The organism is Pseudomonas sp. S3E12 (assembly GCF_001702295.1).
Taxonomy (GTDB): Bacteria; Pseudomonadota; Gammaproteobacteria; order Pseudomonadales; family Pseudomonadaceae; genus Aquipseudomonas; species Aquipseudomonas marginalis.
Map to the genome: position 1 here is coordinate 871775 of NZ_MBDT01000005.1, position 23413 is coordinate 895187.

Consider the following 23413-nt stretch of genomic DNA (forward strand, 5'->3'; position numbering starts at 1 on the left):
CGTAAGACCGAGGATAGTGGCTGACACATTTAGAAATGAAAAGTGAAAAATATGGATTGATTAATGTCTGTTGGTTATGAATTTGCGCGCCTTTCAAAGATCCCGCTCTGTTCTATGCTGGAAGGTATGACCAATTCTTACGGAAGGGAGATGGCTATGGGCAATGAACCGAAGCGCCAAGATGAGCCGGAGCATGAGCAACCCCGGCGACATGAAGAGGAAAAACCCCAGACCTGGAAGCACCCGGACGACGGCACTGAGCTGTCCGAGCGGGATCAGGAGCGTCCGCTCAAGCCCTGATCAATGTTCGGCCGGAGCCAAAAAGCACCCTTGACGGGCCATGAACTGCCTCCACGAAGGGCTCTCCGTGGGGGCGGGTGTTACCTGGGTCGGGGTTTCGAATTGCGCCAGCGCGATGCCGGTATCGGCAATGTTGCGGATGTTCATCAAGGCAGTAGCGTCCAGTTCAAAGAGGGGCGTTATGAAACCAGCAACGAAACAGGAAAACCCGACGCCAGCACCAGGTACGCCACCACTGCCGCCAGGCACAGGCCGACAAACACCCGCAACAAGGTGCGGGCGGTGGGGCGGGTGACAAAGCGGATAAGCCAGAGGCAGAACCCGGCCACCAGAATGGCCAAGCCAAAAATGACCAGCACGGGAGTGTTCCTGCGACGTTCGAGCGCTGTTTATAGTCCCAAAGCCGCGTGATGAACAGTGTGCACATAGACGCGGCCGGTCCGGCTTTCTAAACTGCGGCTTGTCTTGGGCTAGGGGCAGGCGCCGATGAATCGCAATGAATTACGCAAGGCCGACATCAACCTGATGGTGGTCTTCGAAGCACTGATGCTCGAGCGCAATGTGACGCGAGTGGCCGAGAAGCTGTTTCTCGGCCAGCCGACCATCAGTTCGGCCCTCAACCGTCTGCGTACCTTGTTCAACGACCCGCTGTTTATTCGCGTCGGCCATCGCATGGAACCTACCGCGCGCGCCGAGGAAATCATCCAGCACCTGTCGCCCGCCCTGGACTCACTGTCGTCGGCCTTGAGCCTGACCCACGATTTCGACCCATCCATCAGCACCATGACCTTTCGCATCGGCCTGTCCGACGACGTCGAGTTCGGCCTGTTGCCACCGTTGCTGCGCGCCTTGCGCCAGGAAGCGCCGCAGGTGGTGTTCGTGGTGCAGCACGTGGACTATTGGCGGATTCCCGATCTGCTGGCGTCCGGCGATATTACCGTCGGCATCACCCAGACCCGTGGCCTGCCGGCGAATGCCAAGCGCAAGCTGCTGCGCCACATTCGTCCGCGACTGCTGCGCGCCGATGCCTCGGACACCCCGCTGACCCTCGATGAATATTGCTCGCGCCCCCATGTGCTGGTGTCCCACACCGCCAACGTGTCCGGGTTTGCCGATGAGTGGCTGGCGGAAATCGGCCGCAAGCGCCATGTGGTGTTATCGGTGCCGCAATACAGCGCATTGCCCGCGCTGCTGGCCGGGACCGACCTGATCGCCAGCCTGCCGGATTACACGGCCGAGGCCATGGCAGTGTCGGGCAACCTGTTCTGCGAGCCGTTTCCGTTCGAGACGCCGACCCTGGATTTGTCCATGGTCTGGCTCAGTCATGTGGACACCGACCCGGCTGAGCGCTGGGTGCGTTCGCGGCTGGAGGCGTTCATGAGCGATCGGGGCCAGACGAACAAGGCCTGAGGCTTTTATCCGTGCTATATCTACAGACTTTCCTACGAATGACTCGGAGTCATCCATGCCACACCTGCACTTGGAATACACCGCCAACCTGACAAACCTGGCCGTCGAGAAAACCCTGTTGAGGCTCAACAATGTGCTGATGGCGTCCGGGCAGTTCGGTTCCGAGTTCGATATCAAAAGCCGCGCCGTGAAGCTCGAGAGTTTTCAGGTGGGCACCTCCCTCAACCCACGCGGTTTCATCGCGGTGAAGCTGTCACTGCTCAGCGGGCGGTCGCCGCAGGTCAAGCAGCAATTGTCGCAAAGCCTGCTGGCAGCGTTGCAGGATCTGGGCGACTGGCCGACGGATCTGCAGGTTCAACTCAGTGTCCAGCTGGTCGACATGGATCGCGATTCCTACAGCAAAGTCGCCATCGGCTAACCCTCGCCACAGAAGTTAAAGTAATCCCTGATCCGCACACACCTTCACCACCTGTTCACGAAACCAGGTATTGGCACTGTCCTGTTCACTGCTTTCATTCCACTGCATATCCAGGGTGAACCCCGGCAACCCGTTGGGGGCCTCGCAGTGGCCGAACACCGTCGCCGGTGCCAGCAGTTTCTGCACGCGGCGCGGCAGGGTGACGATGAAGTCGGTGCCGGTGATCATCTTCAGCGCCGCGCTGTAGCTGTTGGCGCGGGCGATCACCTGGCGCTTGTGGGCCTGGCGCGCCAGCCAGCCGTCGATCATGTTGGTGTCGGAGGTCCATGGCGTGGGGAACACGTGGCGCCGCTCGACGAATGATTGCAGGCTGAACGCCGACTCGCGCGGTGCCGAGCGTTTATCGAAGACGCACACCAGATCGTCCTCCAGCAGCATTTGGGTCTTGAAGTCTTTATGGGCGCGGTGAAAGTGCGGTCCGAAGCAGATCACCAGGTCCAGGCGGCCCTCGCGCAGGTCGTCGGCGGGGATGTCGGCTTCCAGTTTCTGCACATTGACGATCACCGGCAGGTCGGCGCGGTCGAAATGCTTCAACAGGCGCGGCAGGATCAGTTGTTCGAAGTACTCCGGCGCGCAGACATTGAAGGTCACGGCCTTCTGGGTCGGGTCGAAGGCCTGGCCACCGGCGTGGCACAGGTTGATGCTTTCGAGGATCTTCTGCACATGGGCGTACATGGTAGTGGCCTTGTACGTAGGCCGCATGCCCGCCCGCGTGTTGATAAACAGCTCGTCTTCAAAACTGGTCCGCAGTTTCTTCAGGCTGTAGCTCACGGTGGACTGGCTGACGAACAGCGTTTCTGACACGTCGGTAACGCTGCTCTGGTCATAGACGGCGATAAACACCATCAAGTCCTGCATATCGAGTTTTCTGAGCAAGTTACTGTTTAACATCGGTTTCGTCCGTAAACCCCATGTACCGAAGTCAGTACAAGACAGCGCGAAAGCTTAACGGAACGGCCGTACCAATAGAAAGCTCTGTAGGGCGTTTCAATGTTTTGCGTGGGACAAATACTGTTTGCAACACGACGTCAGCGAATATGTTCTGCGTAATGCCTTGGGTTGAAGCGCGTGACGATCAGCAGCATCACCACGATCACTGCCGTCAGCGACCACCAGGCCCATTCGAAGCTGCCCAGTTGGTCGCGGATCATCCCGGCGATCAGCGGCGACAGGCCGGCAATCAGGTAGCCGATGCCCTGCACGAATGCGGTAAGGCCCCCCGCGCGACGCGGGTTGTCGAGGTGGTCGAGGGACAGGATCAGGCTCATCGGGAACAACCCGCCGATACCCAGGCCCAGCAGGCACGGCCACAGCAGACTGAGGTGTTGCGGGCTGAGGATCAGGCCGCAGAACCCCAGGATGATCAGCCCCAGCAACACGGCCACTACCCCGCGTTTATCCCGGCGGCGGTTGGCGATGGCCGGCGTTACCAGGCCGGACACCACTTCCATCGCGGTCAGGAAACCCAGCAACAAACCGGCATTCTGTTCGCTCCAGCCTTGCTCCACGTAGTACGGCGCCAGCCACGCCAGCACGCAGGTGTAGGACGCCGTACCGAGGCCGAAAAAGATCGCCAGCAACCAGGCGCGGCCGTTGCCGAAAAACGATTCCTGAGGGCCGGCGGCGGCTTGGGGCAACGGTGGCAACACCGAGCGCTGGGCGTACCAGAACACCAGGGCCAGCAGCGCCAGAAACCCCCAAATCGCCAGGCCGATGCGCCAGCTGCCGGTCTGCACCTGCACGAAGGGGGAGAACGCTGCCGCCAGCGCCGCGCCGCCCATGATGGCGGTGACATAGAGGCCCATGAACAGCGACACGTTGTCGCTGAACCGCGACTTGATCAGGGCCGGCATCAACGCCTGGATCATGGCGATACCCACACCGGCGGCAATGGCGCTGACGATCAATTCCAGGGCCGAATCCAGGAACAATCGCGACAACGTCGCCACGCCAATCACCAGCAGTGACAGCACAATGCTGCGGTGCTCGCCAACGCGCTTGGCCAGGCCCATGCCAAAGAACATCGCCAGGCCCATGGCCATGACCGGCAACATGGTCAGCAACGCCGCGCTGCTGAAACTCAACGGCACCTCGCCGCGAATCGACGACAACAACGGCCCCACGGCGGCCATCGACGGCCGCAGGTTAAGGGCGACCAGCACGACGCTGATCATCAGCCATACGGCGGTGGTGGGTTTTGCCTGAACGTTTTCCATGGGCCTGCCTTGAGTGAACAAGGGTGAATCAGGCCACGCAGGGGGGAGGGGGGCAAATGAGAAAGTCGCAGGGACTATCTAAAAATTGCGGTTAACTGAACCACCACTATCGGGGCAAGCCCCCTCCCACAGTTGTTCTGCGTCGTCAGATAGACCGGATCACATGCTTGATCTCCTGAAACGCCGCCAGCCCCCACGGGCCCAGCTCACGGCCGATACTGCTCTGCTTGTAACCACCCCACGCTGCCTGCGGGAAGATCACCTGCGGTGCGTTGATCCACACCAACCCGGCCTGCAAGGCATTCGCCACGCGCTCGGTGGTCTCGACGCTGCGGCTGACCACGCTGGCCACCAGGCCGAAATCGCTGTCGTTAGCCAGGGCAATGGCCTCTTCCTCAGTGGCAAAAGCTCGTACACACAGCACCGGGCCGAAGATTTCTTCGTTCCACAATGCACTGTCCAGCGGCACATCGGTAAACACCGTCGGGCGAATGAAGTAGCCCTTCGCCAGATTCGCTGGGCGTTCACCGCCACACACCAATCGCGCACCAGCCTCGACGCCCCGTTGGATATGCCCCAGCACCCGCTGATACTGCACGCGGTTGATCAGCGCGCCCATTTCCACGTCGTCGGCAAACGGGTCGGCGACGCGAATCCCTTCAGCCCGTGCCTGCAAGCGTTGCAGGAATTCATCCGCCAGGCTGTCGGCCACCAGCACGCGGCTGGTGGCGGAACACATTTGCCCGGCGTTGAAAAAGCCACCGCCACACGCCAGCTCCACCGCCAGGTCGAGGTCGGCATCCGCCAGTACCAGCAGCGAAGATTTACCACCCAATTCCAGGCTCACGCCCTTGATGGTTTCCGCTGCGCGTTGCATCACCTGCACGCCCACGGCGTTGCTGCCGGTGAAGGAAATCTTCGCCACGCGACGGTCTGCGGCCAACGGTGCGCCAACGGCCAAGCCGGTGCCGCAGACCAGGTTGAACACCCCCGCCGGGCAGCCCGCGTCAGCGATGATTTGCGCCAGATGCAACTCTGCCAACGGCGTGACTTCCGAGGGCTTGAGCACTACGCAGCAACCGGCGGCGAGGGCCGGGGCGAGTTTCCAGGCGGTGGTGACCATCGGGAAATTCCACGGCACGATCAACCCCACCACGCCGCACGGCTCACGGCGCAGGCGCGCGCTGAAGTCATCGCTGGGCAGCGCCACCGGGCGATCCTGGCCGGCGTCCATGTCGTCGGCGATACCGGCGTAGTACTCGAACGTGGCGATCACGTCGTCCACATCGATGCCGGCTTCAAACAGCGGCTTGCCGTTGTTGCTCGATTGCAGGTGCATCAACTGTTCGCGCTGCGCGCTGACGCCTTGGGCGATTTTGCGCAGCAGGCTGGCGCGATCACGGCCGCTACTTTTCGACCAGTCGATAAAGGCCGCGCTGGCTGCATCCACGGCCTGGGTCACTGCCTGCCCATCGCCGACGCTGATGCGCGCCAGAGTCGCCTCGGTGGCCGGGTTGATCACCTCCAGCACGTCATGGCCGGCACGCCATGCGCCGTCGATATACACACCGTTCACTACTGCGCTCATACCGCTGTCTCCTTCATCCATAGGTCCTGGTCGATCTCAATCAGCGTCGGCCCCGGGCGATCGGCGGCGGCGCGCAAGGCGTTGCGTAGCTGTGCAACGCTGTGAGCGCTGTCGGCAGCACTGCCGAGGGCCTTGGCCACCCCGATAAAGTCCGGGGTGTAGATGTCTACGCCGACCGGTTCGATGGCGCGGTTGAGCATGTATTTCTTGATCTCTTCATAACCCTGGTTATTCCACAGCAGCACGATGATCGGCGTGCGCGCTTCCACTGCGCTGGCCAGTTCCGGCAGGGTGAATTGCAGTCCGCCGTCACCGATCAAACACACCACCGGTTGCCCATCGCCACGGCCCAACCACGCGCCGATGGCGGCCGGCAGGGCGTAGCCCAAGGTGCCGTAGCCAGTGGAGGAATTGAACCAGCGGCGCGGGTGGTCGAGGTTCAGGGTCAGGTTGCCGCTGTACACCGGTTGGGTCGAGTCGCCCACCAGCACGGCGCCCGGCAGTGCTTCCAGCACCGTATTGAGGAACAGGGTTTGCGCGCGGGTGGCGGCGTCCCAGGTGGGGGCCAGTTCGGCCCACAACCGGGCGACGCGCTGAGCACCCCAGTCGGTGTGGCGAGGGGCCAGCGGCGTGCGGTTCAAGTCGGTCAGCAAGGCATCGGCGGCGATCTTTGCGTCGGCCACCAAGGCGAGGTGCGGCGGGTAGTTGCGCACGGTCTGGTCGGGGTCGATATCGATGCGCAGCAGCGCACCGGGTATCTCGAAGCCACCGGCGAAGGTCACGTCGTAGTCGGTCTCGGCCAGCTCGGTGCCGATGGCCAGCACCACATCGGCCTCGGCGACCAGCGCGCGGGTAGCGACCAGGGACTGAGTCGAGCCGATCAGCAGCGGATGCTCGGAAGGCAGCATGCCCTTCGCATTGATGGTCAGGGCCACCGGCGCGTCGAGGGCTTCGGCCAGGCGGGTCAATTCGGCGGCCGCCTCAATCGCGCCGCCACCGGCCAGGATCAGCGGGCGTTTGGCGGCGGCGAGCAACTGGCTCATCTGCTTGACCGCCGCCGGTGCCGCACCGGCACGGGCGATGCTGACCGGTTGACTGCCCAGCAGTGCATCGGCGTTTTCCACCAGCACATCCAACGGAATCTCGATATGCACCGGGCGCGGCCTGCCGGCCTGGAACAACGCAAACGCCCGCGCCAGCACGGCGGGCAATTCCGCTGCCGACATCAAGGTATGGGAGAACGCCGCCACGCCGGCCATCATCGCGCCCTGGTTCGGCAGCTCATGCAGCTTGCCGCGCCCACCACCCAATTGGCTGCGCGATTGCACGCTGGAAATCACCAGCATCGGGATCGAGTCGGCGTAGGCCTGGCCCATGGCGGTGGTGATATTGGTCATGCCCGGGCCGGTGATGATGAAACACACGCCCGGCTTGCCACGGGTGCGCGCGTAGCCGTCGGCCATAAAGCCGGCGCCCTGTTCGTGGCGCGGGGTGACGTGGCGGATGCTCGAGCGGGCCAGGCCGCGATACAGCTCCACGGTGTGCACGCCGGGGATACCAAACACCTGGTCCACGCCGTAGCGTTCCAGGAGGTTGACCAATACTTCGCCGCAGGTCGCCATAGGTGTCGCTCTTGTTATGGAATCGTGGCGGTATTGGACCGGTTGGCCCGTAGCGGCAACAATCGATAAAAAGTCATACTAGCCATGTCCTCACGTCATGGCTGCGCCCTTATGAAACGCCTTCCGCCCCTGCCCGCGCTGCATACCTTCTGGGTCACGGCCCAGTGCTGCAACTTCACCCGCGCCGCCGAGCAACTGCACATCACCCAAGGTGCGGTGAGCCGGCAGATCGCCGGGCTGGAGAGCCATTTGGGCTACGCCTTGTTCCAGCGCCAGGCACGGGGGTTGAGCCTGACCGAAGAAGGTCGCGAGTGGTCGCAACGGGTGCAGCAGGTGTTTGGCCTGCTCGGTGACGCGCTGGAACAGATCGGCAATCGCCGCCATACCCTGCAAATCAAGGCCTCCACCTGTGTGATGCGCTGGTTGTTGCCGCGCTTGATGCAGTGGCAAAAGGAACGCCCGGACGTGCCGGTGGAACTCACCACCACCGTGGCCTACAGCGTGGATTTTCGTCGCGAGCAATTCGACGCGGCGGTGATCTATGCGCCCATTGCCGAGCAATCGGCCGAGGCGCGGCATTTGTTCGATGAGCAACTCACCCCGGTCTGCGCACCGGCGCTGCTCGCTGGTTTGCACACCCCGGCGGACCTGCAGCAACAGGTGCTGCTGCACCCCACGCGAGACGAGCGCGATTGGGCGCGGTGGCTCAAGGCGGCGGATACGCGGTTGAGCAACTTGAGCCAGGGGCATCATTTCGAGACGTTGGACTTGGCGATGAACGTGGCCTCCCAGGGCTCCGGGGTGGCGATGGGCGACAGTGCGTTGATGGGCGAGGATCTCAAGGCGGGGCGCTTGGCGATGCCGTTTGAACTGCGGGTACCGACGGGGAAGGGGTACTACCTGGTGTATCCGCCGGGGACGGTGCCGTCGGCAGGGCTTGAAGCGCTGATGGATTGGTTGGTGAGCCAGGCGCAACAGTCGTAGGCGCTGAAGATCCAAATGTGGGAGGGGGCTTGCTCCCGATAGCGGTGTTTCAGTCAAAGAGGCTGCAACTGAACTACCGCTATCGGGAGCAAGCCCCCTCCCACATTTCTTGACCGCGTTGGGTCAGTAGCCGACGGTAAAGCGCTGTCGGGAATGTTTTGGCGTTTCTACTTCGTCGATTAGTGCAATCGCATAGTCGGAGAAGCTGATCCAGCTTCTTCCTTTCTCACTAATGAGCAAGTGGTCTTGCCCCAATCTGAAGTCGTCAGTGCGCACATCTTCAACAAACTCCGCAGAGGGCGAGAGAAAGGACCAATCCAACTCCTGTTCTTGACGCAGTTTGTCGAGAAACACGCTGCCAGCACTTGCTTCTGCACGATATTCCTCAGGGAATCCGGCGCTGTCGATGACGCGCTCTCCGGTCGGTAATAACAACGAGCCAGCGCCTCCCACTACCAACAGGCGCTTTACACCGGCTTTCTTCACCGGACCGATCACAGCCTCGGCTGGCACGGTTGCGAAGTGTGCGGCACTGATTACCACATCACTTCCACTGACAGCCTGTTGCAGTTCGTCAGCATTCAAGGCATCCGCTTTTTTGACGGTCACACCTGGCTTCACATCGATGGATTCGGTGTTACGCGCGATAGCCACCACGCTATGCCCACGACGCAGGGCTTCTTCCAGCAATTGGCTGCCGGCACGGCCGGTGGCCCCAATGATTGCGATCTTGCTCATGATGTTCTCCAGTACGGTCAGGGTTTAAAGCCATTCACCACTTCATTTCGCCCTTGGCGACTTTGGCGCTCAGTTCCAGCGAGCTTTCGTCGGCGAGGGTGGGGTAGCGCTTTTTCATGGCCGCGATCAGCGCGGCGGCGTCCTTGGCCTTGGCGGTTTCTACGTCGAATGCCTTGATGTAGTCGGCAGTAAAGGCCACGGATTGCGGCGATGGCGTGCCCAGATAGTGGCCCGGAATCACCGTGCGTGGCTTCAGCTGTTCGATGCGTTGCAGGGTCGCAAGCCAGTCTTTATGGGATTGCGCGCTTTGGGTGTCGGCCATCCACAGATGAATGTTTTGCGCGACCACCACGCCCCCGACCACGGCCTTGATCGACGGGATCCACACGAAGCTGCGGTCCGGCTGCGGGCCGTCCAGGCCGATCACCTCCAGTTGCTGCCCTTCAAGGGTCAGGCTGTGGCCTTGCAGCACCTGGGGCACGATGGTTTTGCCCGGTTTGTCGGCACCCATTTTCGGGCCCCAGAACTCAAGTTTGCCGGCCACGGTGGCGTTGATATGGTCGACCACCGGTTGCGGTGCCAGGACCTTGGCGTCAGGGAACGCGGCGGTCAGGGTGTCGAGGCCGAAGTAGTAGTCCGGGTCGCCGTGGCTGATGTAGATGGTGGTCAGGTGCTTGCCGCTGGCACGGATCTTCTGTACCAGTTGCTCGGCCTGGCCTTTGCCGAATTGGGCGTCGACCAGGATCGCGTCTTTGGCGCCGCTGACCAGCACCGAGCTGACCGGGAAGATGGCCGCCTCGCCTGGGTTGTAGACATCCAGGGTCAGGTCGGCCGCCGCTGCATGGCCGGCAAACGCCAAGACAGCGGTGAAGGTCAAGCGCTTGAGGGTTGAGAACATCGGGCAACTCCAGCAGTGGATTCAAAGAATGCACAGAGCTTAGTTGCACTAAACCGAACTAAAAATGCGATGCTGGGACATAGTTTGTTTCTGAAATCGGGCAAATCATGGATCGTCTTCAAGCAATGCGCGTGTTTGTCACGGTGGTGGACCTGGGCAGCCAGTCCGCCGCTGCCGATCATCTGGACCTGTCGCGCCCAGTAGTGTCGCGTTACCTGGCCGAGTTGGAAGACTGGGTCGGCGCGCGCCTGTTGCATCGCACCACGCGCAAACTCAGCCTCACGGCGGCCGGTGGCGAAACCCTGCCACGCTGTCGGCAACTCCTGGAGTTGTGCGGCGATATGCAGGCCGCCGTCAGTGAGCCCGATAATGCGCCCCGTGGCCTGTTGCGCCTGAGTGTCAGCACCTCGTTCGGCCAGGCGCAATTGGCCGAGGCTATCGCCGAGTACGTCAAGCGCTACCCCTTGGTGACGATTGACCTGCAAATGCTCGACCGCACGGTGAACCTGGTGGACGAGCGCATCGACCTGGCCATCCGCACCAGCAACGACCTGGACCCCAACCTGATCGCCCGGCGCCTGACGGTCTGTCGCTCCGTGGTGTGCGCAACCCCGGCCTACCTGTTGGAGCACCCGGCGCCGCAGAAAGTCGAGGACCTGGCCCGGCACAACTGCCTGACCCATTCGTACTTCGGCAAAAGCCTGTGGCATTTCGAGGAGCACGGCGAGCACGTCTCGGTGCCGGTGCACGGCACTATCACCGCTAACGAAGCGAGTACGTTGTTACGCGTGACGCTGGCCGGCGCGGGTGTGGCGATGCTGCCCAGCTACCAGGCCGGCGATCACATCCGCCGTGGTGACCTGGTACGTCTGCTACCCGAGGCCGAACCCCGGCAGATGAACATCTACGCGGTCTATGCGTCGCGCAAACACATGCCATCGGCGTTGCGCAGCCTGCTGGATTTCCTGGTGGTGAAGTTCCCCGAGGAGCCGGTCTGGGATAGGGGGCTCTAGGGCGACATAACCCTGTTGAATGTCGCCCAATAATGGCAACTCGCCCTGGTTGGCCTATGCTTTAAACAGCACCCTGTAGATCCGCTCAGAGGTCTGTGCCATGAGCATTAAAACCCGCAAATACCTGATGATTTTCTTCCTCTGCGCCCTGGCGACCGGCCTGTATGGCACCGCCGCCTACCGCGTGGAGCAGACCCGGATGCAGCCGACCTTTGCGATCAGCTGCCATCAGGACCAATGCGTTCCACACACCGGCAGTTTCAGTGCACTCAGATAGGCGGCTGTTCGGCCTTGAGTTGCTCGCGAAACGCCTTGGGTGAGAACCCGACCCGTCGGCGGAACAGCCGAGAGAAGTTGGTCGGGTCGGAAAAACCCAGTACTTCTGACATTTCATTGATGGTCATGCTGGTGTAGGTCAGCAGGCGCTTGGCTTCGAGTAATTGGCGGTCATGCATGATCTGCAAGGCAGGCTGCCCACCCAGTTCCCGACACGTCCCATTCAGGTGCGAGACCGAGATACCCAGTTTGTGGGCCAGATCCTCAATCTTCGGGTGTTCCCGATAGTGCTGTTCAACCAATTGCGTAAAGCGCCGGAAATACTCGCGGCCCCTTGGCGCACGCGGGTGGCGACGCTGGATGGCCTGGCGGCTGATCCACACCAGCAGCACACTGACCAGCGCATGCATCAGCATGTCCCGGGCCGGTTGGTTGTCGGCGTATTCGTCCTGCAGGCGGGCGAACTGGCTGTTGAGGTAATCACTGTCCTTGCCCGCCGGGTAGCTGCCCAGGGTCTGCAAACCGCCTGCCGTTGCGCCCAGCTGGGCTTGCAAGTGGCTGACCAGCGGTGCCGCCAGGGTGACCACATAGCCTTCCACATCTTCGGCAAAGCGAAACCCATGCACGCACAACGGCGGCAATACCTGCAGCGTGGCTTCTTTGAGGGTGGTGCGCTGGCCTTCGATTTCCAACTCGGCCTGGCCTTTGTGCACGTACAGCAGTTGGCACAGATCCGCGTGCCGGTGGGGCTGGATTTCCCACTGGTATTCCCGACTGCGCCGGGAAATGGTTTCGCAGTGCAACAAATCGGGGGTCGGCCATTGCTGGCTTTCTCCGTAAAGCTTGAAGACCGGAATCGCGGTGTTGGTCATGGTTTCAATCCGATACTCAGGACAGTGGTGCGGTAATCGCCCAAATTGGCAAAAAGCGCAGGTTTTGTCGCAGTTTTCACCTTCTTATAATGCGCACTCAAGTGAAAACTGTCAGCCACAAGATCAATGACAACTCTTTCACTCGATCCGTTCGGGTGGAACTTGCGGGCGATAAAAATAATGAAAACCCTGAAAACCCAAGTCGCCATTATCGGCGCCGGTCCCTCCGGACTCTTGCTCGGCCAGCTGTTGCACAACGCCGGTATCCAGACCCTGATCCTGGAGCGCCAGAGCGCCGACTACGTACAAGGCCGCATCCGCGCCGGGGTGCTGGAACAAGGCATGGTCAACCTGCTGCGCGAGGCGGGCGTGAGCCAGCGCATGGATGCCGAAGGCCTGGTGCATGATGGCTTCGAGCTGGCGCTGGACGGTCAACTGACCCACATCGACCTCAAGGCGCTGACCGGCGGCCAATCGGTGATGATCTACGGCCAGACCGAAGTCACCCGCGACCTCATGGCCGCCCGCGCCGCCGCTGGCGCCACCACCCTGTATGAAGCGCGCGACGTGCAGCCCCATGATCTTAAAAGTGATCGACCCTGGCTGACGTTCGACCATCAGGGCCAGGCGTTTCGCCTGGAGTGCGACTACATCGCCGGTTGTGATGGGTTCCACGGCGTGGCGCGCCAGTCGATCCCGGCTGAATCGCTAAAAGTGTTCGAGCGGGTCTACCCCTTCGGTTGGCTGGGCATCCTTGCCGACACCCCGCCGGTGCATGCGGAACTGGTGTACGCCAAGCACCCACGGGGCTTTGCGCTGTGCAGCATGCGTTCACCGACACGCAGCCGCTATTACCTGCAAGTGCCGGCCGAGGAGCCCGTGGATGAATGGTCGGACGAACGCTTCTGGGCGGAACTGAAAACCCGGCTGCCCAACGCTTTGGCTGAACAACTGGTCACCGGCCCCTCCATCGAAAAAAGCATCGCGCCCCTGCGCAGTTTTGTGGTGGAACCGATGCAGTACGGGCGCCTGTTCCTGCTCGGCGATGCGGCCCATATCGTGCCGCCCACCGGGGCCAAGGGCTTGAACCTGGCGGCCAGCGACGTGAGCACCTTGTTCCGGATTTTGCTCAAGGTGTATGGCGAGGGGCGCGTGGACTTGCTCGAACGTTATTCCGCCATCTGCCTGCGCCGGGTGTGGAAGGCCGAACGGTTTTCCTGGTGGATGACCTCGATGTTGCATCAATTCCCTGAGTCCGATGGATTCAGCCAGCGCATTGCCCAGAGCGAGCTGGAGTACTTCATCCACTCCGAAGCCGGCCGCCAGACCATCGCGGAAAATTACGTCGGACTTCCTTACGAGCCTATCGAATAGCCTGCTATCGTATCGAGCATTCCCGCGGGCCGCCTTTTCCCGCGGGCCTTGCTCGAAGGTTCTGCCGTGACTCAGCTCAATCAGCCCGCGCCACCGCTCCCCGCGGTGCGCAGTATTCTCGCCTCGTTGATGATGGCGATCTTCCTCGGTGCCCTGGACCAGACCATTGTCGCCGTGTCCATGCCCGCCATCTCCGCGCAATTCCACGACGTCAACCTGCTGGCCTGGGTCATCTCCGGTTATATGGTGGCGATGACGGTGGCGGTGCCGATCTACGGCAAGCTCGGCGACCTCTACGGGCGGCGGCCGATGATGCTGATCGGCATGGGCCTGTTCACCGTCGCTTCGTTGTTCTGCGGCATGGCCCAGAGCATGGAGCAACTGGTGCTGGCGCGGGTGCTGCAGGGCATCGGCGCCGGCGGGATGATCTCGGTGAGCCAGGCGATCATCGGCGACATCATCCCGCCCCGTGAGCGCGGGCGCTATCAGGGCTATTTCAGCAGCATGTACGCGGTGGCCAGTGTGGCCGGGCCGGTGCTGGGCGGCTACATGACCGAGTACTTATCCTGGCGTTGGGTGTTCCTGATCAACCTGCCGTTGGGCGCCGGTGCCTGGTACGTGGCCCATCGCACTCTGGTGGGGCTGCCGGCACCGCAACGCAAGCCGATCATCGATTACCTCGGCACGGTACTGATGATCATCGGCCTCACCGCCTTGCTGTTGGGCATCACCGAAATCGGCCAGGGCCATCATTGGCGTGACAGCCAGGTGCTGGGGCTGCTGGCCTGTGCCCTGGTGGCATTGACCCTGTTCGTCTGGCACGAGCGCCGCGCCCGCGAGCCCTTGCTGCCGATGCACCTGTTTGCCAACCGCAGTGCGGTGCTGTGCTGGTGCACGATTTTCTTCACCAGCTTCCAGGCGATTTCCCTGACGGTGCTGATGCCCTTGCGCTTTCAGACAGTAACCGGCGGCGGTGCCGACAGTGCCGCCTTGCATTTGCTGCCCCTGGCGATGGGCCTGCCCATCGGCGCCTATTGCGCCGGGCGCATGACCTCGGTGACCGGGCGCTATAAACCGATGATCCTCGGCGGCGCGCTGTTGAGCCCGCTGGCGATCCTGGGCATGGCCTACAGTGCGCCCCAGGATATGCTGCTGACCGGCGTATTCATGTTGTTGTGCGGGATCGCCGCCGGCATGCAGTTCCCCACCTCCCTGGTGGGGGCGCAGAACTCGGTGCAGCAACGGGACATCGGCGTTGCTACCAGCACCACCAACCTGTTCCGCTCCCTGGGCGGCGCGGTGGGGGTGGCGTGCATGTCGGCGTTGCTGCTGGCGCTGTTGCAGGACTCCAGCTTCGCCCACCTGGCCAGCGGTGCGCTGGTGCCCGAAGGCGGTTCCGGCAATGTGCTGCTTGACGGCCTGAACGCTGCGCCAGGCCCGGCGCAGGATGCCCTGCGCGGGGAGCTGGGGGTGACGTTCAGGCATTTGCTGTTGGTGAGTGCGGGGGTGTCGCTGCTGGGGTTGGCGGCGGCGATCGCGATGCCCAATCGCGTGCTGCGCGGGCGGGAAGACAAAACCCGCTGACTGACACAATAGAGACCTAATGTGGGAGGGGCTTACCCCCTCCCACATTTGAATGCATTCCAATTCAGATCAGGGGCTGTAGTAACCCACCGCAACCATGAAATGCCCGGCCTTGCGCACATACGCATGCTTGTTCTCGACCTTATCCGTCACCGGGTTCTTCCAACGGTACTTGTATTCCCCCTGGTCCTGCTCGGCCATCAGCTTGAGGATCGGCTCGCCCACCGGCTTGCCGTCGGGGTCCTTGATCTTGCTGAAGTCGGTGTTGATCAGGCGCAGGTTGGTGCCATGGGCCACGTAGCGCTGGGTGTTCAAGTCCACGACAAACACATAGAGGTCATCCTGCAGGAAACCGCCCTGCAATGAGTTGATGGCCTTGAGTGTGCCGGCTTCATCCTTCACCAACGCGTTCACCGCCTTGTTGCGCAGGGCCCGGGCCTGTTCCGGGGTGGCGCGCGGCAGGTAATAACCCACGGCCAGGATGCGCTCGCCGACGCGCTGGTAAAACACATGCTTGTGCTCGACCTTGCCGTCGTTCCAGTTCTGCCAGCGGTAGTCGGCCTGTTGGATACCCTGGCCTTCCGGCACCTTGAGCGCGTCCTTGAATGACTGGCGCAACTCTGGCCCGAGTACCTCGGACACATCCCGGCCGATCAAGGCGGAGGAGGGCCCGCCGCTGGCCAGCAGCACGCCCTGGGTGTCGACCACGAATACGTAGCGGTCATGGTCGACAAACTCGCCTTGGCGGCTGAACACGGCGAGCGCCTTGTCGCCGTTGCTCTGGTAGTAGGCCAGGGCTTTTTCCAGCAGGGCCTGGGCGGCCTGGGCGCCCTCGTCCTGAGTGGTCGCGGCGTGCACCTGGCTGAAACACAACAGCAGCAGCCAGGTTATGCGGAGCAGTCCCTTCATGTCCCGTCCCTCGTTCTTATTGATGTGAGCACAGCGTAGACGGCTCTGGCTCAGGGCGCCGCCAACCATTGGCTGACGATGCCGTCGTAGACGCCGGTGGCCACGCTCAGGTGCAACCACTGGTCGACATAGCTCTTCCACGCCACATCATCGCGGGGCAGCAGGAAGGCTTTTTCGCTGTACTGCATCTGCCGCTCCGGGTTGACCGCGCACAACCCGGGCTTTTGCTTCTGCTGGTAACGCGCTTCGCTGGCGTCGGTGATCATCACGTCGGCTTTGCCGGCCAGCAGTTCGTCGAAGATGGTCACGTTGTCGTGCAGGCGGATTTGCGCCTGGCCCAGGTGGGCGCGAGCGAAGATTTCGTTGGTGCCGCCCGCCGGTTCGATCACGCGCACCTGGGGCTGGTTGATCTGCTCCACGGTCTGGTAGCGCTTGACGTCGGCGCAACGCACCAGCGGGATCTTGCCGTCGACCCCGAGGGACTGGCTGAAGAAGGCTTTTTTCTGGCGTTCCAGGGACACCGAAATCCCGCCCACGGCGATGTCGCAGCGCTGGGCGAGGAAGTCCGGCATCAGGGTTTTCCAGGTGGTGGGCACCCATTGGATCCTGGCATTGAGGCTCTTGGCCAGGGACTCGGCCATGGCAATGTCGATGCCTTCATAGCCGCCATCGGCGCGCAACGAGGTGTAGGGCTTGTAGTCGCCGGTGGTGCAGACGCTGAGGGTGCCGCGCTCAAGCACCTGGTCAAGGCGCGAGGGGGCTGTGTCGGCCAGGGCGGAGGTGGCCAGGCTTGCCAGTACGCACAGGGTTATCGTTGTTTTCATGCGGTCGGGTCCTTGGGGCATGCTCGGGGGCGGTCATTATTTCCAGCAGCAAGGCCAGGTAGCAAGGGGCGTTGAATGTTTAGCCAAGTCGCAACCAAACTCCATCAACCCTGAATTTAAACACCTATGCGGGCGTGTGACGCTGGGCGCATCTCTATCATTGTGATCCACCCATGGGCGGCTCCCCCGACACTCACCCTGTGACACTGCCCTCCGAACTCGCCTTCTGGGCCCTGTTCCACTGCCGCCACGCGCGCCCGCCAGATTCCCTTCTCCTACGCTGATTTACCCCACGGATGACGCACCCTTGTGCGCGCCTGCCTGAAACAAACGTAAGAGAACCCCCATGAGTGTTTTTGCCAGCCTGCACGAAGCCCACGCCTTCCTTGAACAGCATCCGGACATCGAGATGTTCGAGCTGTTTATCCTCGACAACAACGGCGTGCCGCGCGGCAAGTTGCTGCACCGCGATGAATTGCTGGCGGTGTATGAAAGCGGCCGTCCGTTGCCCAGCACCATCCTCGGCCTGACCATCAATGGCGACGATGTGGAGAATTCCGGGCTGGTGTGGGAGGTGGGCGATATCGACTGCCGCGCCTACCCGATCAGCGGCAGTTTGCAGCGCATGCCATGGCGGCTGATCCCCACTGCCGCGGTGCAGGTCAGCATGCACCCCACTGAGGGCCTGCCTGCCACCGTGGCCGACCCCCGGCATTTGCTGGCCAAGGTGATCGAGGGCCTGAACGCCGACGGTTATTACCCGGTGATGGCGGCGGAACTGGAGTTCTACCTGCTCGACCAGAAGCCCGACAGCAATGGCCGCCCGCAACCGGCGCGGGACGTGGACGGCGGGCGCCCACGCGCAACCCAGGTCTACGGCCTGCGTGAGCTGGAGCAGATCGAACCGTTCCTCGCCGACCTTTACAGCGCCTGCAAACTGCAAGGCATTCCGGCGCGCACGGCAATCTCCGAATACGCCCCGGGCCAGGTGGAGATCACCCTGGAACACCGCGCCGACGCCCTGCAAGCCATGGACGAAGCGGTGCGCTACAAGCGCCTGGTCAAGGGCGTGGCTCACAAACACGGCATGGCCGCGTGCTTCATGGCCAAGCCGTTCGATGACCTGGCGGGCACCGGCATGCATATGCACGTCAGCCTGGCCGACGCCGAGGGCAACAACCTGTTCGCCAGTGAAGCCGCCGACGGCACGCCACTGCTGCGCCACGCAGTGGGGGGCATGCTCGGCACCTTGCTCGATTCACTGCTGATGTTCTGCCCCAACGCCAACTCCTATCGCCGTTTCCAAACCAACAGCTATGCGCCGCTGGCCGCCACCTGGGGCGTGGACAACCGCACCGTCAGCCTGCGGGTGCCGGGTGGTCCGGCCGATTCCCGGCATATCGAACACCGCATTTGCGGCGCCGATGCCAACCCTTACCTGGCGGCGGCCGCGATCCTGGCGGGCATCCACCGTGGCCTTCGCGAACAACTCGACCCCGGTGCCCCGGTGGAAGGCAACGGCTACGCTCAGGCCAAGGAATTGCTGCCCACCGATTGGCTCACCACCCTGCGCGCACTGGAGGCTTCAAGCTGGGCGCGGGAGGCGTTCGGCAGCGAGTTCCTGGGCGTGTACCTGGCGGTGAAACATGCTGAATACCGCCAGTTCATGGGCGAGGTGGGCGAGCAGGACTGGCGTTGGTATCTGCATCAGGCGTGATGGTTTTTACGCTGGTGAGGGCTTCGACCTTTTTTTCACGTTGCAAGGGTTAAGCTGCGAATCAAGGTCGTTCACTACCGTTTCAGTCACATGAGCCTGCGATGTCGCCACAACCTCCTTCTTCCATCGAGATCGAATACGCCGAACGCTGTGGCCTTGAGCACGCCAGGGTCTGCGGTGACACGCGCCCGCCCGGTCTGCGCCAGCGCCTGGCGTCATGGCGCGACGAGTGGTTGGTGCGCCAGGCGCTCAAGGTCGCTGGCGAGCCGGGGCTGATCCTGGACCTGGCCTGCGGCTCGGGGCGCTTCTGGCCGGTGTTGGCCGAGCACGTCAACCGCGTGATTCTGGCCTCGGACAATTCCCAGGACATGCTCGACCACGCCCGTAGCCACCATCCGCCGTCATTGCTCAAGCGCGTCAAAACCTTTCAGGGCTCGGCGTTTTCCATCGGTTTGTCGGCGAATGCGGTGGATTGCATTTTCTGCCTGGAGTTGTTTCGTCATGTGCCCAGCAGCGAAGGGCGCATGGCGTTGCTGCGCGAGTTTCACCGGGTCAGCCGCGACACGGTGATTGTCTCGGTACCCTCGCGTACCGCCGTGGAAGAGGAATTTCGCCAGGCCGGGTTCAAGGTCTTGAGTCAGCAGGAATTCATGCCCGGCTCCAGCCTGTGGCGGGCCTACGTTCTTCGTAAGAAAGGATAACTCCCACTTGTCGGACTATTCTTCCTCTCCTGTCTGAGTTTTCATGGTTGCCTGTGCACTGCGGATGCTCGCTAGCCCCGTTCGCGATATATACTGCGCGCCATTCTTCAAGGGAGAGCCGTGTGGCCATCGATATTCACTGGATCTGCGACAACGATAGCCTCGGCCAGCATTGCGCCGAATGGCAGCAGTTGCCATTCGTCGCCCTCGACACCGAATTCATGCGGGTCGACACCTTTTATCCCATTGCCGGGCTGATCCAGATCGGTGATGGCGTACGCGCTTACCTGATCGATCCCCTGACCATCGACAACTGGCAACCCCTGGCCGCGTTGCTGGAGAACCCGGCGGTGATCAAGGTGGTGCACGCCTGCAGCGAAGACCTTGAGGTGTTGCTGCGCCTGACCGGCAGCCTGCCGGTGCCGTTGTTCGATACCCAATTGGCCGCCGCCTACCTGAACCTCGGCTTCTCCATGGGCTACTCGCGCCTGGTGCAAGCCGTGCTCGATATCGAGTTGCCCAAGGGCGAGACCCGCTCGGACTGGCTGCAGCGGCCATTGTCCGAGACCCAGGTGAGCTACGCCGCCGAAGACGCCGTGCACCTGGCCGAGGTCTACATTCGCCTGCGCCCGCGCTTGTCGGATGATAAATACGCCTGGGTCCTGGAAGACGGCGCCGAACTGGTTGCCAACCTGCGCCGCGAAGTCGACCCGTACGAGGTCTACCGTGACGCCAAGCTGGCGTGGAAACTGTCCCGTGCCCAACTCGCTGTATTGCGTGAACTCTGCGCCTGGCGCGAGCAGCAAGCCCGCGCCCGTGACCTGCCGCGCAACCGCATCATTCGCGAACACTCGCTGTGGCCCCTGGCCAAATCCCAGCCGGACAACCTCGCCGCCCTGGGCAAGATCGAAGACATGCACCCGCGTACCGTGCGCCAGGATGGCCAGTTCCTGCTGGACCTGATCAAGCGTGCCGGCAGCGTGCCCATGGACCAATGGCCGCCGGCCGTGGCCGAACCGCTGCCGGTGGACGCCGCCACGCTGATCAAGCAACTGCGCGCCCTCGGCCAGACATTCGCCGAGCGCCTGGAAATGGCGCCGGAACTGATGCTGCGCAAGAAAACCCTCGAAGCCCTGGTTAAAAGTGGCTACCCCGATGGGCCTTACCAATTGCCAGACTCGCTGCGTGGCTGGCGCCGCGAGTTGATGGGCCAGGCGCTGCTCGACAGCCTGGCCACTGCCGGAGAACAGCCTTGAAACGTATTTGCTCCATCTATCGCAGCCTGAAAAAAGACGGCATGTACCTCTACGTGCTCAAAAGCGACGCCCTGGAGCGCGTGCCGGAGCCCTTGATGGCGGCGTTCGGCAAACCGCACCACGCCTTCGACATGGTGCTGACGCCGGAGCGCAAGTTGTCGCGCGAGGACATTGTGGTGGTGTTGGAAAACCTCGACAAGCAGGGCTATCACCTGCAAATGCCGCCGGCCGAGGACGAGTACATCGAGCACCTGCCCGAAGAGCTGCTGCGTCGCAACGACCCGATGTGATCGGGCAGTGCCTCGCCCGGGGCACAGGTTTCAATGGAATCGTATTAGTGGGCGGTGGCCGTAGGGAAGCGGGCGGCCGTCTGCACTGTTTTTGAAAGGTTTGAACCATGCGTGTTCTGATTGCTGAACAGGATCACCCGCTCTACGCCCAATTGCTCAATGACGCGGCGCCGGACCTGGAGGTGCTCACCAGCGGCGACTCGGCCGAACTGTCGCGCCTGGCCGCCGATTGCCCGGTATGGCTGGGCCAGCCGGACCTGTTGGCGACACTGTTGCGCCAGGGCCACCAGCCGCAGTGGCTGCAATCGACCTGGGCCGGTATTACGCCGCTGCTGGCCGAAGGCTTGCCCCGCGACTATCGCCTGACCCGCGCCGTCGGTATTTTTGGCCAGGTCATGGCCGAATTTGTCCTCACCTACATGCTGGGCCACGAGCGCGAAGTACTGGCGCGACTGGTCAGCCAGGTTGAGCGCAAGTGGGACAGCCGCACCGGCCAGAGCCTGGCGGGGCGCAAGGCGTTGATCGTGGGTACCGGCGACATCGGCCAGCGTGTCGCCGAGTTTCTCGTGCCGTTCGGCGTCAAGCTGTACGGCATCGCCAGCACTGCGCGGGAACAAGCGCCGTTTATCGAAGTGGCCGGGCTCGACCAACTGGGTCGGTTGGTGGGGGAGGTGGACTACGTGATCAACCTGCTGCCCAACACACCGAATACCCACGACCTGTACGACGCCGCGCTGTTCAAGCAGTTCAAGCCGACCGGTTTGTTCATCAACGTCGGGCGCGGTGTGGCGGTGGTGGATGCCGATCTGGTCGAGGCCCTGAAAGAAGGGCACCTGGCTGGCGCAGTTATCGACGTGTGCCGCCAGGAACCGTTGCCGCAGCGCCACCCGTTCTGGACCGCCTGGGGCCTGCTGTTGACCGGGCACAGCTCCGCGCCGACCTCGCCGCCGATGATGGTGGAGTTGTTCCTGGAAAACCTGCGCGCGTACAAGGCCAAGCAAGCCTTGCGCGGGGAAGTGGATTTCGAGCGCGGTTACTGAGGCCGCGCGGGGAGAAAATGTGGGAGGGGGCTTGCTCCCGATAGCAGAGTGTCAGTCACTGTATCTATTGACTGAACCACCGCTATCGGGTGCAAGCCCCCTCCCACATTTTGAGATTGCGTCAGTTTCAGAGGCTGAAATCACCTTCTGACACCAGCTCGCTCAGCGGCTTGCGCGGGCTTGGCGCTTCACGGCCCTGCAGGTACTCCGGCAAGGTCGACTTGTCGCCCAGCTTGCCCACTGCAACGGCGGCATGCAGCGCATACCCCTCCGGAATCTTCAGCTCCTTGCGCGTCAGCTCCTGATCGAAGCCGGCCATGCCGTGGGTGTGCCAGCCGCTGAGGCTGGCTTGCAGCGCCAGGTGGCCCCAGGCCGAGCCGGTGTCGAAGGTGTGCCAGAGTGCCGGGGTTTCTTCCGTGGCACCGGGGGCGATGAAGTCGGTTTTCGAGGCAATGATCACCAAGGCCGACGCATGCTGTGCCCAACCACGGTTGAATTCATTCAGCAGGCCCAGGAAGCGCTCCCAGTCCGGCGTATCACGGCGTGCGTAGAGAAAACGCCAAGGCTGCGAGTTGTAGGCCGACGGTGCCCAGCGTGCGGCTTCGAAGAAGCTCAGCAGGGTTTCCTGCGGGATGCTCTCGCCGGTAAAGGCACGGGGCGACCAGCGTTCGGTGAACTGGGTATGGATCGGGTAATCGGCAACGCGTGTCATGGGCAGCTCCTGATCGTCAATTCGGCGCTCAAAGCTACTGCGCCCCCGCTAGACTGACAAGTCTTGTCATACCGACAGTCGTAAGCGCTTGGCCCCAGGGGCCTTGGGCACTAGACTGGCGGCCTTTTCACCTACCGATACCGATGTAGAGCCATGGCCGCCAAAGTCGAACCTTTCTGGATACGCAAAACCCTTGAACACCTCGACCAGGAGGAGTGGGAGTCGTTGTGCGACGGTTGTGGCCTGTGCTGCCTGCAAAAGCTTGAGGATGAAGACGACAACAGCGTCTATTACACGCGCATCGCCTGCAAGCTGCTGGACCTGAAAACCTGCCAGTGCACCGACTACCCCAACCGCCGTGCCTCGGTACCCGACTGCATCCAGCTCACCCCAGGCCAGGCCGACCAGTTCAAATGGCTGCCGCCCACCTGCGGTTACCGCCTGGTCAGCGAGCGCAAGGACCTGCCGTTGTGGCACCACCTGGTCTGCGGCGACCGCGATGCCGTGCACCACGAACGCATTTCCCAGTCCGGGCGCATGCTCAGCGAAGGCAGCGTGCCCGAGGACGACTGGGAGGATTACCTGATCTTCCGCGCGGGCTGAGCAAGGAG

The 23413-nt window shown here is 62.4% G+C and carries 25 protein-coding genes; 14 read left to right on the plus strand and 11 right to left on the minus strand.

Annotated elements, in window-relative coordinates:
- Positions 1-156 precede the first annotated feature (156 nt).
- A complete protein-coding gene (locus BB029_RS33165) occupies positions 157-300 on the plus strand; it encodes a hypothetical protein (RefSeq protein WP_162844254.1) in 144 nt (47 codons plus the stop codon).
- A gap of 179 nt (positions 301-479) precedes the next feature.
- Here BB029_RS33165 and BB029_RS08845 read toward each other — a convergent pair whose 3' ends face one another.
- Positions 480-659 (minus strand): hypothetical protein, encoded by a 180-nt coding sequence (locus tag BB029_RS08845; RefSeq protein ID WP_065938906.1) that lies wholly within the window; start codon positions 657-659, stop codon positions 480-482.
- A 127-nt stretch (positions 660-786) separates the two neighbouring features.
- Here BB029_RS08845 and BB029_RS08850 point away from each other — a divergent pair, with 127 nt between their 5' ends.
- Complete coding sequence (locus tag BB029_RS08850; RefSeq protein ID WP_065938907.1) at positions 787-1710, plus strand: LysR substrate-binding domain-containing protein; 924 nt, start codon at positions 787-789, stop codon at positions 1708-1710.
- Positions 1711-1765: 55 nt separating this feature from the next.
- Positions 1766-2128 (plus strand): 5-carboxymethyl-2-hydroxymuconate Delta-isomerase, encoded by a 363-nt coding sequence (locus tag BB029_RS08855; RefSeq protein WP_065938908.1) that lies wholly within the window; start codon positions 1766-1768, stop codon positions 2126-2128.
- 15 nt (positions 2129-2143) lie between these two features.
- Here the strand turns inward: BB029_RS08855 and BB029_RS08860 are convergent, their stop codons facing one another.
- The 4 genes from BB029_RS08860 to BB029_RS08875 all read right to left on the minus strand — a co-directional run bounded on the left by BB029_RS08860 (position 2144) and on the right by BB029_RS08875 (position 7614).
- The gene (locus BB029_RS08860) at positions 2144-3079 is read right to left on the minus strand and encodes a LysR family transcriptional regulator (RefSeq protein ID WP_065938909.1); all 936 of its coding nucleotides are present in this window, start codon (positions 3077-3079) and stop codon (positions 2144-2146) included.
- A gap of 137 nt (positions 3080-3216) precedes the next feature.
- Positions 3217-4404: a cyanate transporter gene (locus BB029_RS08865; RefSeq protein WP_065938910.1), complete on the minus strand. Its 1188-nt coding sequence runs from the start codon at positions 4402-4404 to the stop codon at positions 3217-3219.
- Positions 4405-4549: 145 nt separating this feature from the next.
- Positions 4550-5992, minus strand: coding sequence for an aldehyde dehydrogenase family protein (locus tag BB029_RS08870; protein WP_065938911.1), 1443 nt, complete (start codon positions 5990-5992; stop codon positions 4550-4552).
- A complete protein-coding gene (locus BB029_RS08875) occupies positions 5989-7614 on the minus strand; it encodes a 5-guanidino-2-oxopentanoate decarboxylase (protein ID WP_065938912.1) in 1626 nt (541 codons plus the stop codon). The genes BB029_RS08870 and BB029_RS08875 overlap by 4 nt, the downstream gene beginning before the upstream one ends.
- A 111-nt stretch (positions 7615-7725) precedes the next feature.
- On the opposite strand from BB029_RS08875, the gene BB029_RS08880 reads away from it, so the two are divergent.
- The gene (locus tag BB029_RS08880) at positions 7726-8598 is read left to right on the plus strand and encodes a LysR substrate-binding domain-containing protein (RefSeq protein WP_065938913.1); all 873 of its coding nucleotides are present in this window, start codon (positions 7726-7728) and stop codon (positions 8596-8598) included.
- Positions 8599-8721: 123 nt separating this feature from the next.
- Here the strand turns inward: BB029_RS08880 and BB029_RS08885 are convergent, their stop codons facing one another.
- Entirely contained in the window at positions 8722-9336 is a 615-nt protein-coding gene (locus tag BB029_RS08885) for an NAD(P)-dependent oxidoreductase (RefSeq protein ID WP_065938914.1), read from the minus strand.
- Positions 9337-9370: 34 nt separating this feature from the next.
- Positions 9371-10234: an MBL fold metallo-hydrolase gene (locus BB029_RS08890; protein WP_065938915.1), complete on the minus strand. Its 864-nt coding sequence runs from the start codon at positions 10232-10234 to the stop codon at positions 9371-9373.
- Between the two features lie 107 nt (positions 10235-10341).
- Here BB029_RS08890 and BB029_RS08895 point away from each other — a divergent pair, with 107 nt between their 5' ends.
- Both BB029_RS08895 and BB029_RS33170 read left to right on the plus strand, forming a co-directional pair.
- A complete protein-coding gene (locus BB029_RS08895; RefSeq protein WP_065938916.1) occupies positions 10342-11247 on the plus strand; it encodes a LysR family transcriptional regulator in 906 nt (301 codons plus the stop codon).
- Positions 11248-11347: 100 nt separating this feature from the next.
- Positions 11348-11524 carry a hypothetical protein gene (locus BB029_RS33170; protein WP_162844255.1) on the plus strand — a complete coding sequence of 59 codons (177 nt, stop codon included), beginning with the start codon at positions 11348-11350 and terminating at the stop codon, positions 11522-11524.
- Here the strand turns inward: BB029_RS33170 and BB029_RS08900 are convergent.
- Entirely contained in the window at positions 11517-12395 is an 879-nt protein-coding gene (locus BB029_RS08900; RefSeq protein WP_065938917.1) for a helix-turn-helix domain-containing protein, read from the minus strand. The two genes, BB029_RS33170 and BB029_RS08900, sit on opposite strands and share 8 nt — an antisense overlap.
- Before the next feature lie 189 nt (positions 12396-12584).
- Here BB029_RS08900 and pobA point away from each other — a divergent pair, with 189 nt between their 5' ends.
- The gene (gene pobA, locus BB029_RS08905) at positions 12585-13769 is read left to right on the plus strand and encodes a 4-hydroxybenzoate 3-monooxygenase (RefSeq protein ID WP_174556996.1); all 1185 of its coding nucleotides are present in this window, start codon (positions 12585-12587) and stop codon (positions 13767-13769) included.
- Between the two features lie 66 nt (positions 13770-13835).
- Positions 13836-15353, plus strand: a complete 1518-nt coding sequence (locus tag BB029_RS08910; protein ID WP_065938973.1) for an MDR family MFS transporter — start codon at positions 13836-13838, stop codon at positions 15351-15353.
- A gap of 69 nt (positions 15354-15422) precedes the next feature.
- On the opposite strand, the gene BB029_RS08915 is transcribed toward BB029_RS08910, so the two are convergent.
- Both BB029_RS08915 and BB029_RS08920 read right to left on the minus strand, forming a co-directional pair.
- Complete coding sequence (locus BB029_RS08915) at positions 15423-16262, minus strand: cache domain-containing protein (protein ID WP_065938919.1); 840 nt, start codon at positions 16260-16262, stop codon at positions 15423-15425.
- 50 nt (positions 16263-16312) lie between these two features.
- Positions 16313-17086, minus strand: coding sequence for a transporter substrate-binding domain-containing protein (locus tag BB029_RS08920; protein WP_065938920.1), 774 nt, complete (start codon positions 17084-17086; stop codon positions 16313-16315).
- 346 nt (positions 17087-17432) lie between these two features.
- Here BB029_RS08920 and BB029_RS08925 point away from each other — a divergent pair, with 346 nt between their 5' ends.
- The 5 genes from BB029_RS08925 to BB029_RS08945 all read left to right on the plus strand — a co-directional run bounded on the left by BB029_RS08925 (position 17433) and on the right by BB029_RS08945 (position 22090).
- Positions 17433-18803 carry a glutamine synthetase family protein gene (locus tag BB029_RS08925; protein WP_065938921.1) on the plus strand — a complete coding sequence of 457 codons (1371 nt, stop codon included), beginning with the start codon at positions 17433-17435 and terminating at the stop codon, positions 18801-18803.
- A 101-nt stretch (positions 18804-18904) separates the two neighbouring features.
- Complete coding sequence (locus BB029_RS08930) at positions 18905-19504, plus strand: class I SAM-dependent methyltransferase (RefSeq protein WP_065938922.1); 600 nt, start codon at positions 18905-18907, stop codon at positions 19502-19504.
- A 122-nt stretch (positions 19505-19626) separates the two neighbouring features.
- Entirely contained in the window at positions 19627-20760 is a 1134-nt protein-coding gene (rnd, locus tag BB029_RS08935) for a ribonuclease D (RefSeq protein WP_065938923.1), read from the plus strand.
- The gene (locus tag BB029_RS08940) at positions 20757-21050 is read left to right on the plus strand and encodes a YcgL domain-containing protein (protein WP_065938924.1); all 294 of its coding nucleotides are present in this window, start codon (positions 20757-20759) and stop codon (positions 21048-21050) included. Before rnd ends, BB029_RS08940 begins: the two co-directional genes overlap by 4 nt.
- A 107-nt stretch (positions 21051-21157) precedes the next feature.
- Entirely contained in the window at positions 21158-22090 is a 933-nt protein-coding gene (locus BB029_RS08945) for a D-2-hydroxyacid dehydrogenase (protein ID WP_027604275.1), read from the plus strand.
- A 127-nt stretch (positions 22091-22217) separates the two neighbouring features.
- Here the strand turns inward: BB029_RS08945 and BB029_RS08950 are convergent, their stop codons facing one another.
- Entirely contained in the window at positions 22218-22802 is a 585-nt protein-coding gene (locus BB029_RS08950) for a nitroreductase family protein (protein ID WP_065938925.1), read from the minus strand.
- Between the two features lie 153 nt (positions 22803-22955).
- On the opposite strand from BB029_RS08950, the gene BB029_RS08955 reads away from it, so the two are divergent.
- Positions 22956-23405 (plus strand): YcgN family cysteine cluster protein, encoded by a 450-nt coding sequence (locus BB029_RS08955; RefSeq protein WP_003172524.1) that lies wholly within the window; start codon positions 22956-22958, stop codon positions 23403-23405.
- The last annotated feature ends 8 nt before the right edge of the window (positions 23406-23413 follow it).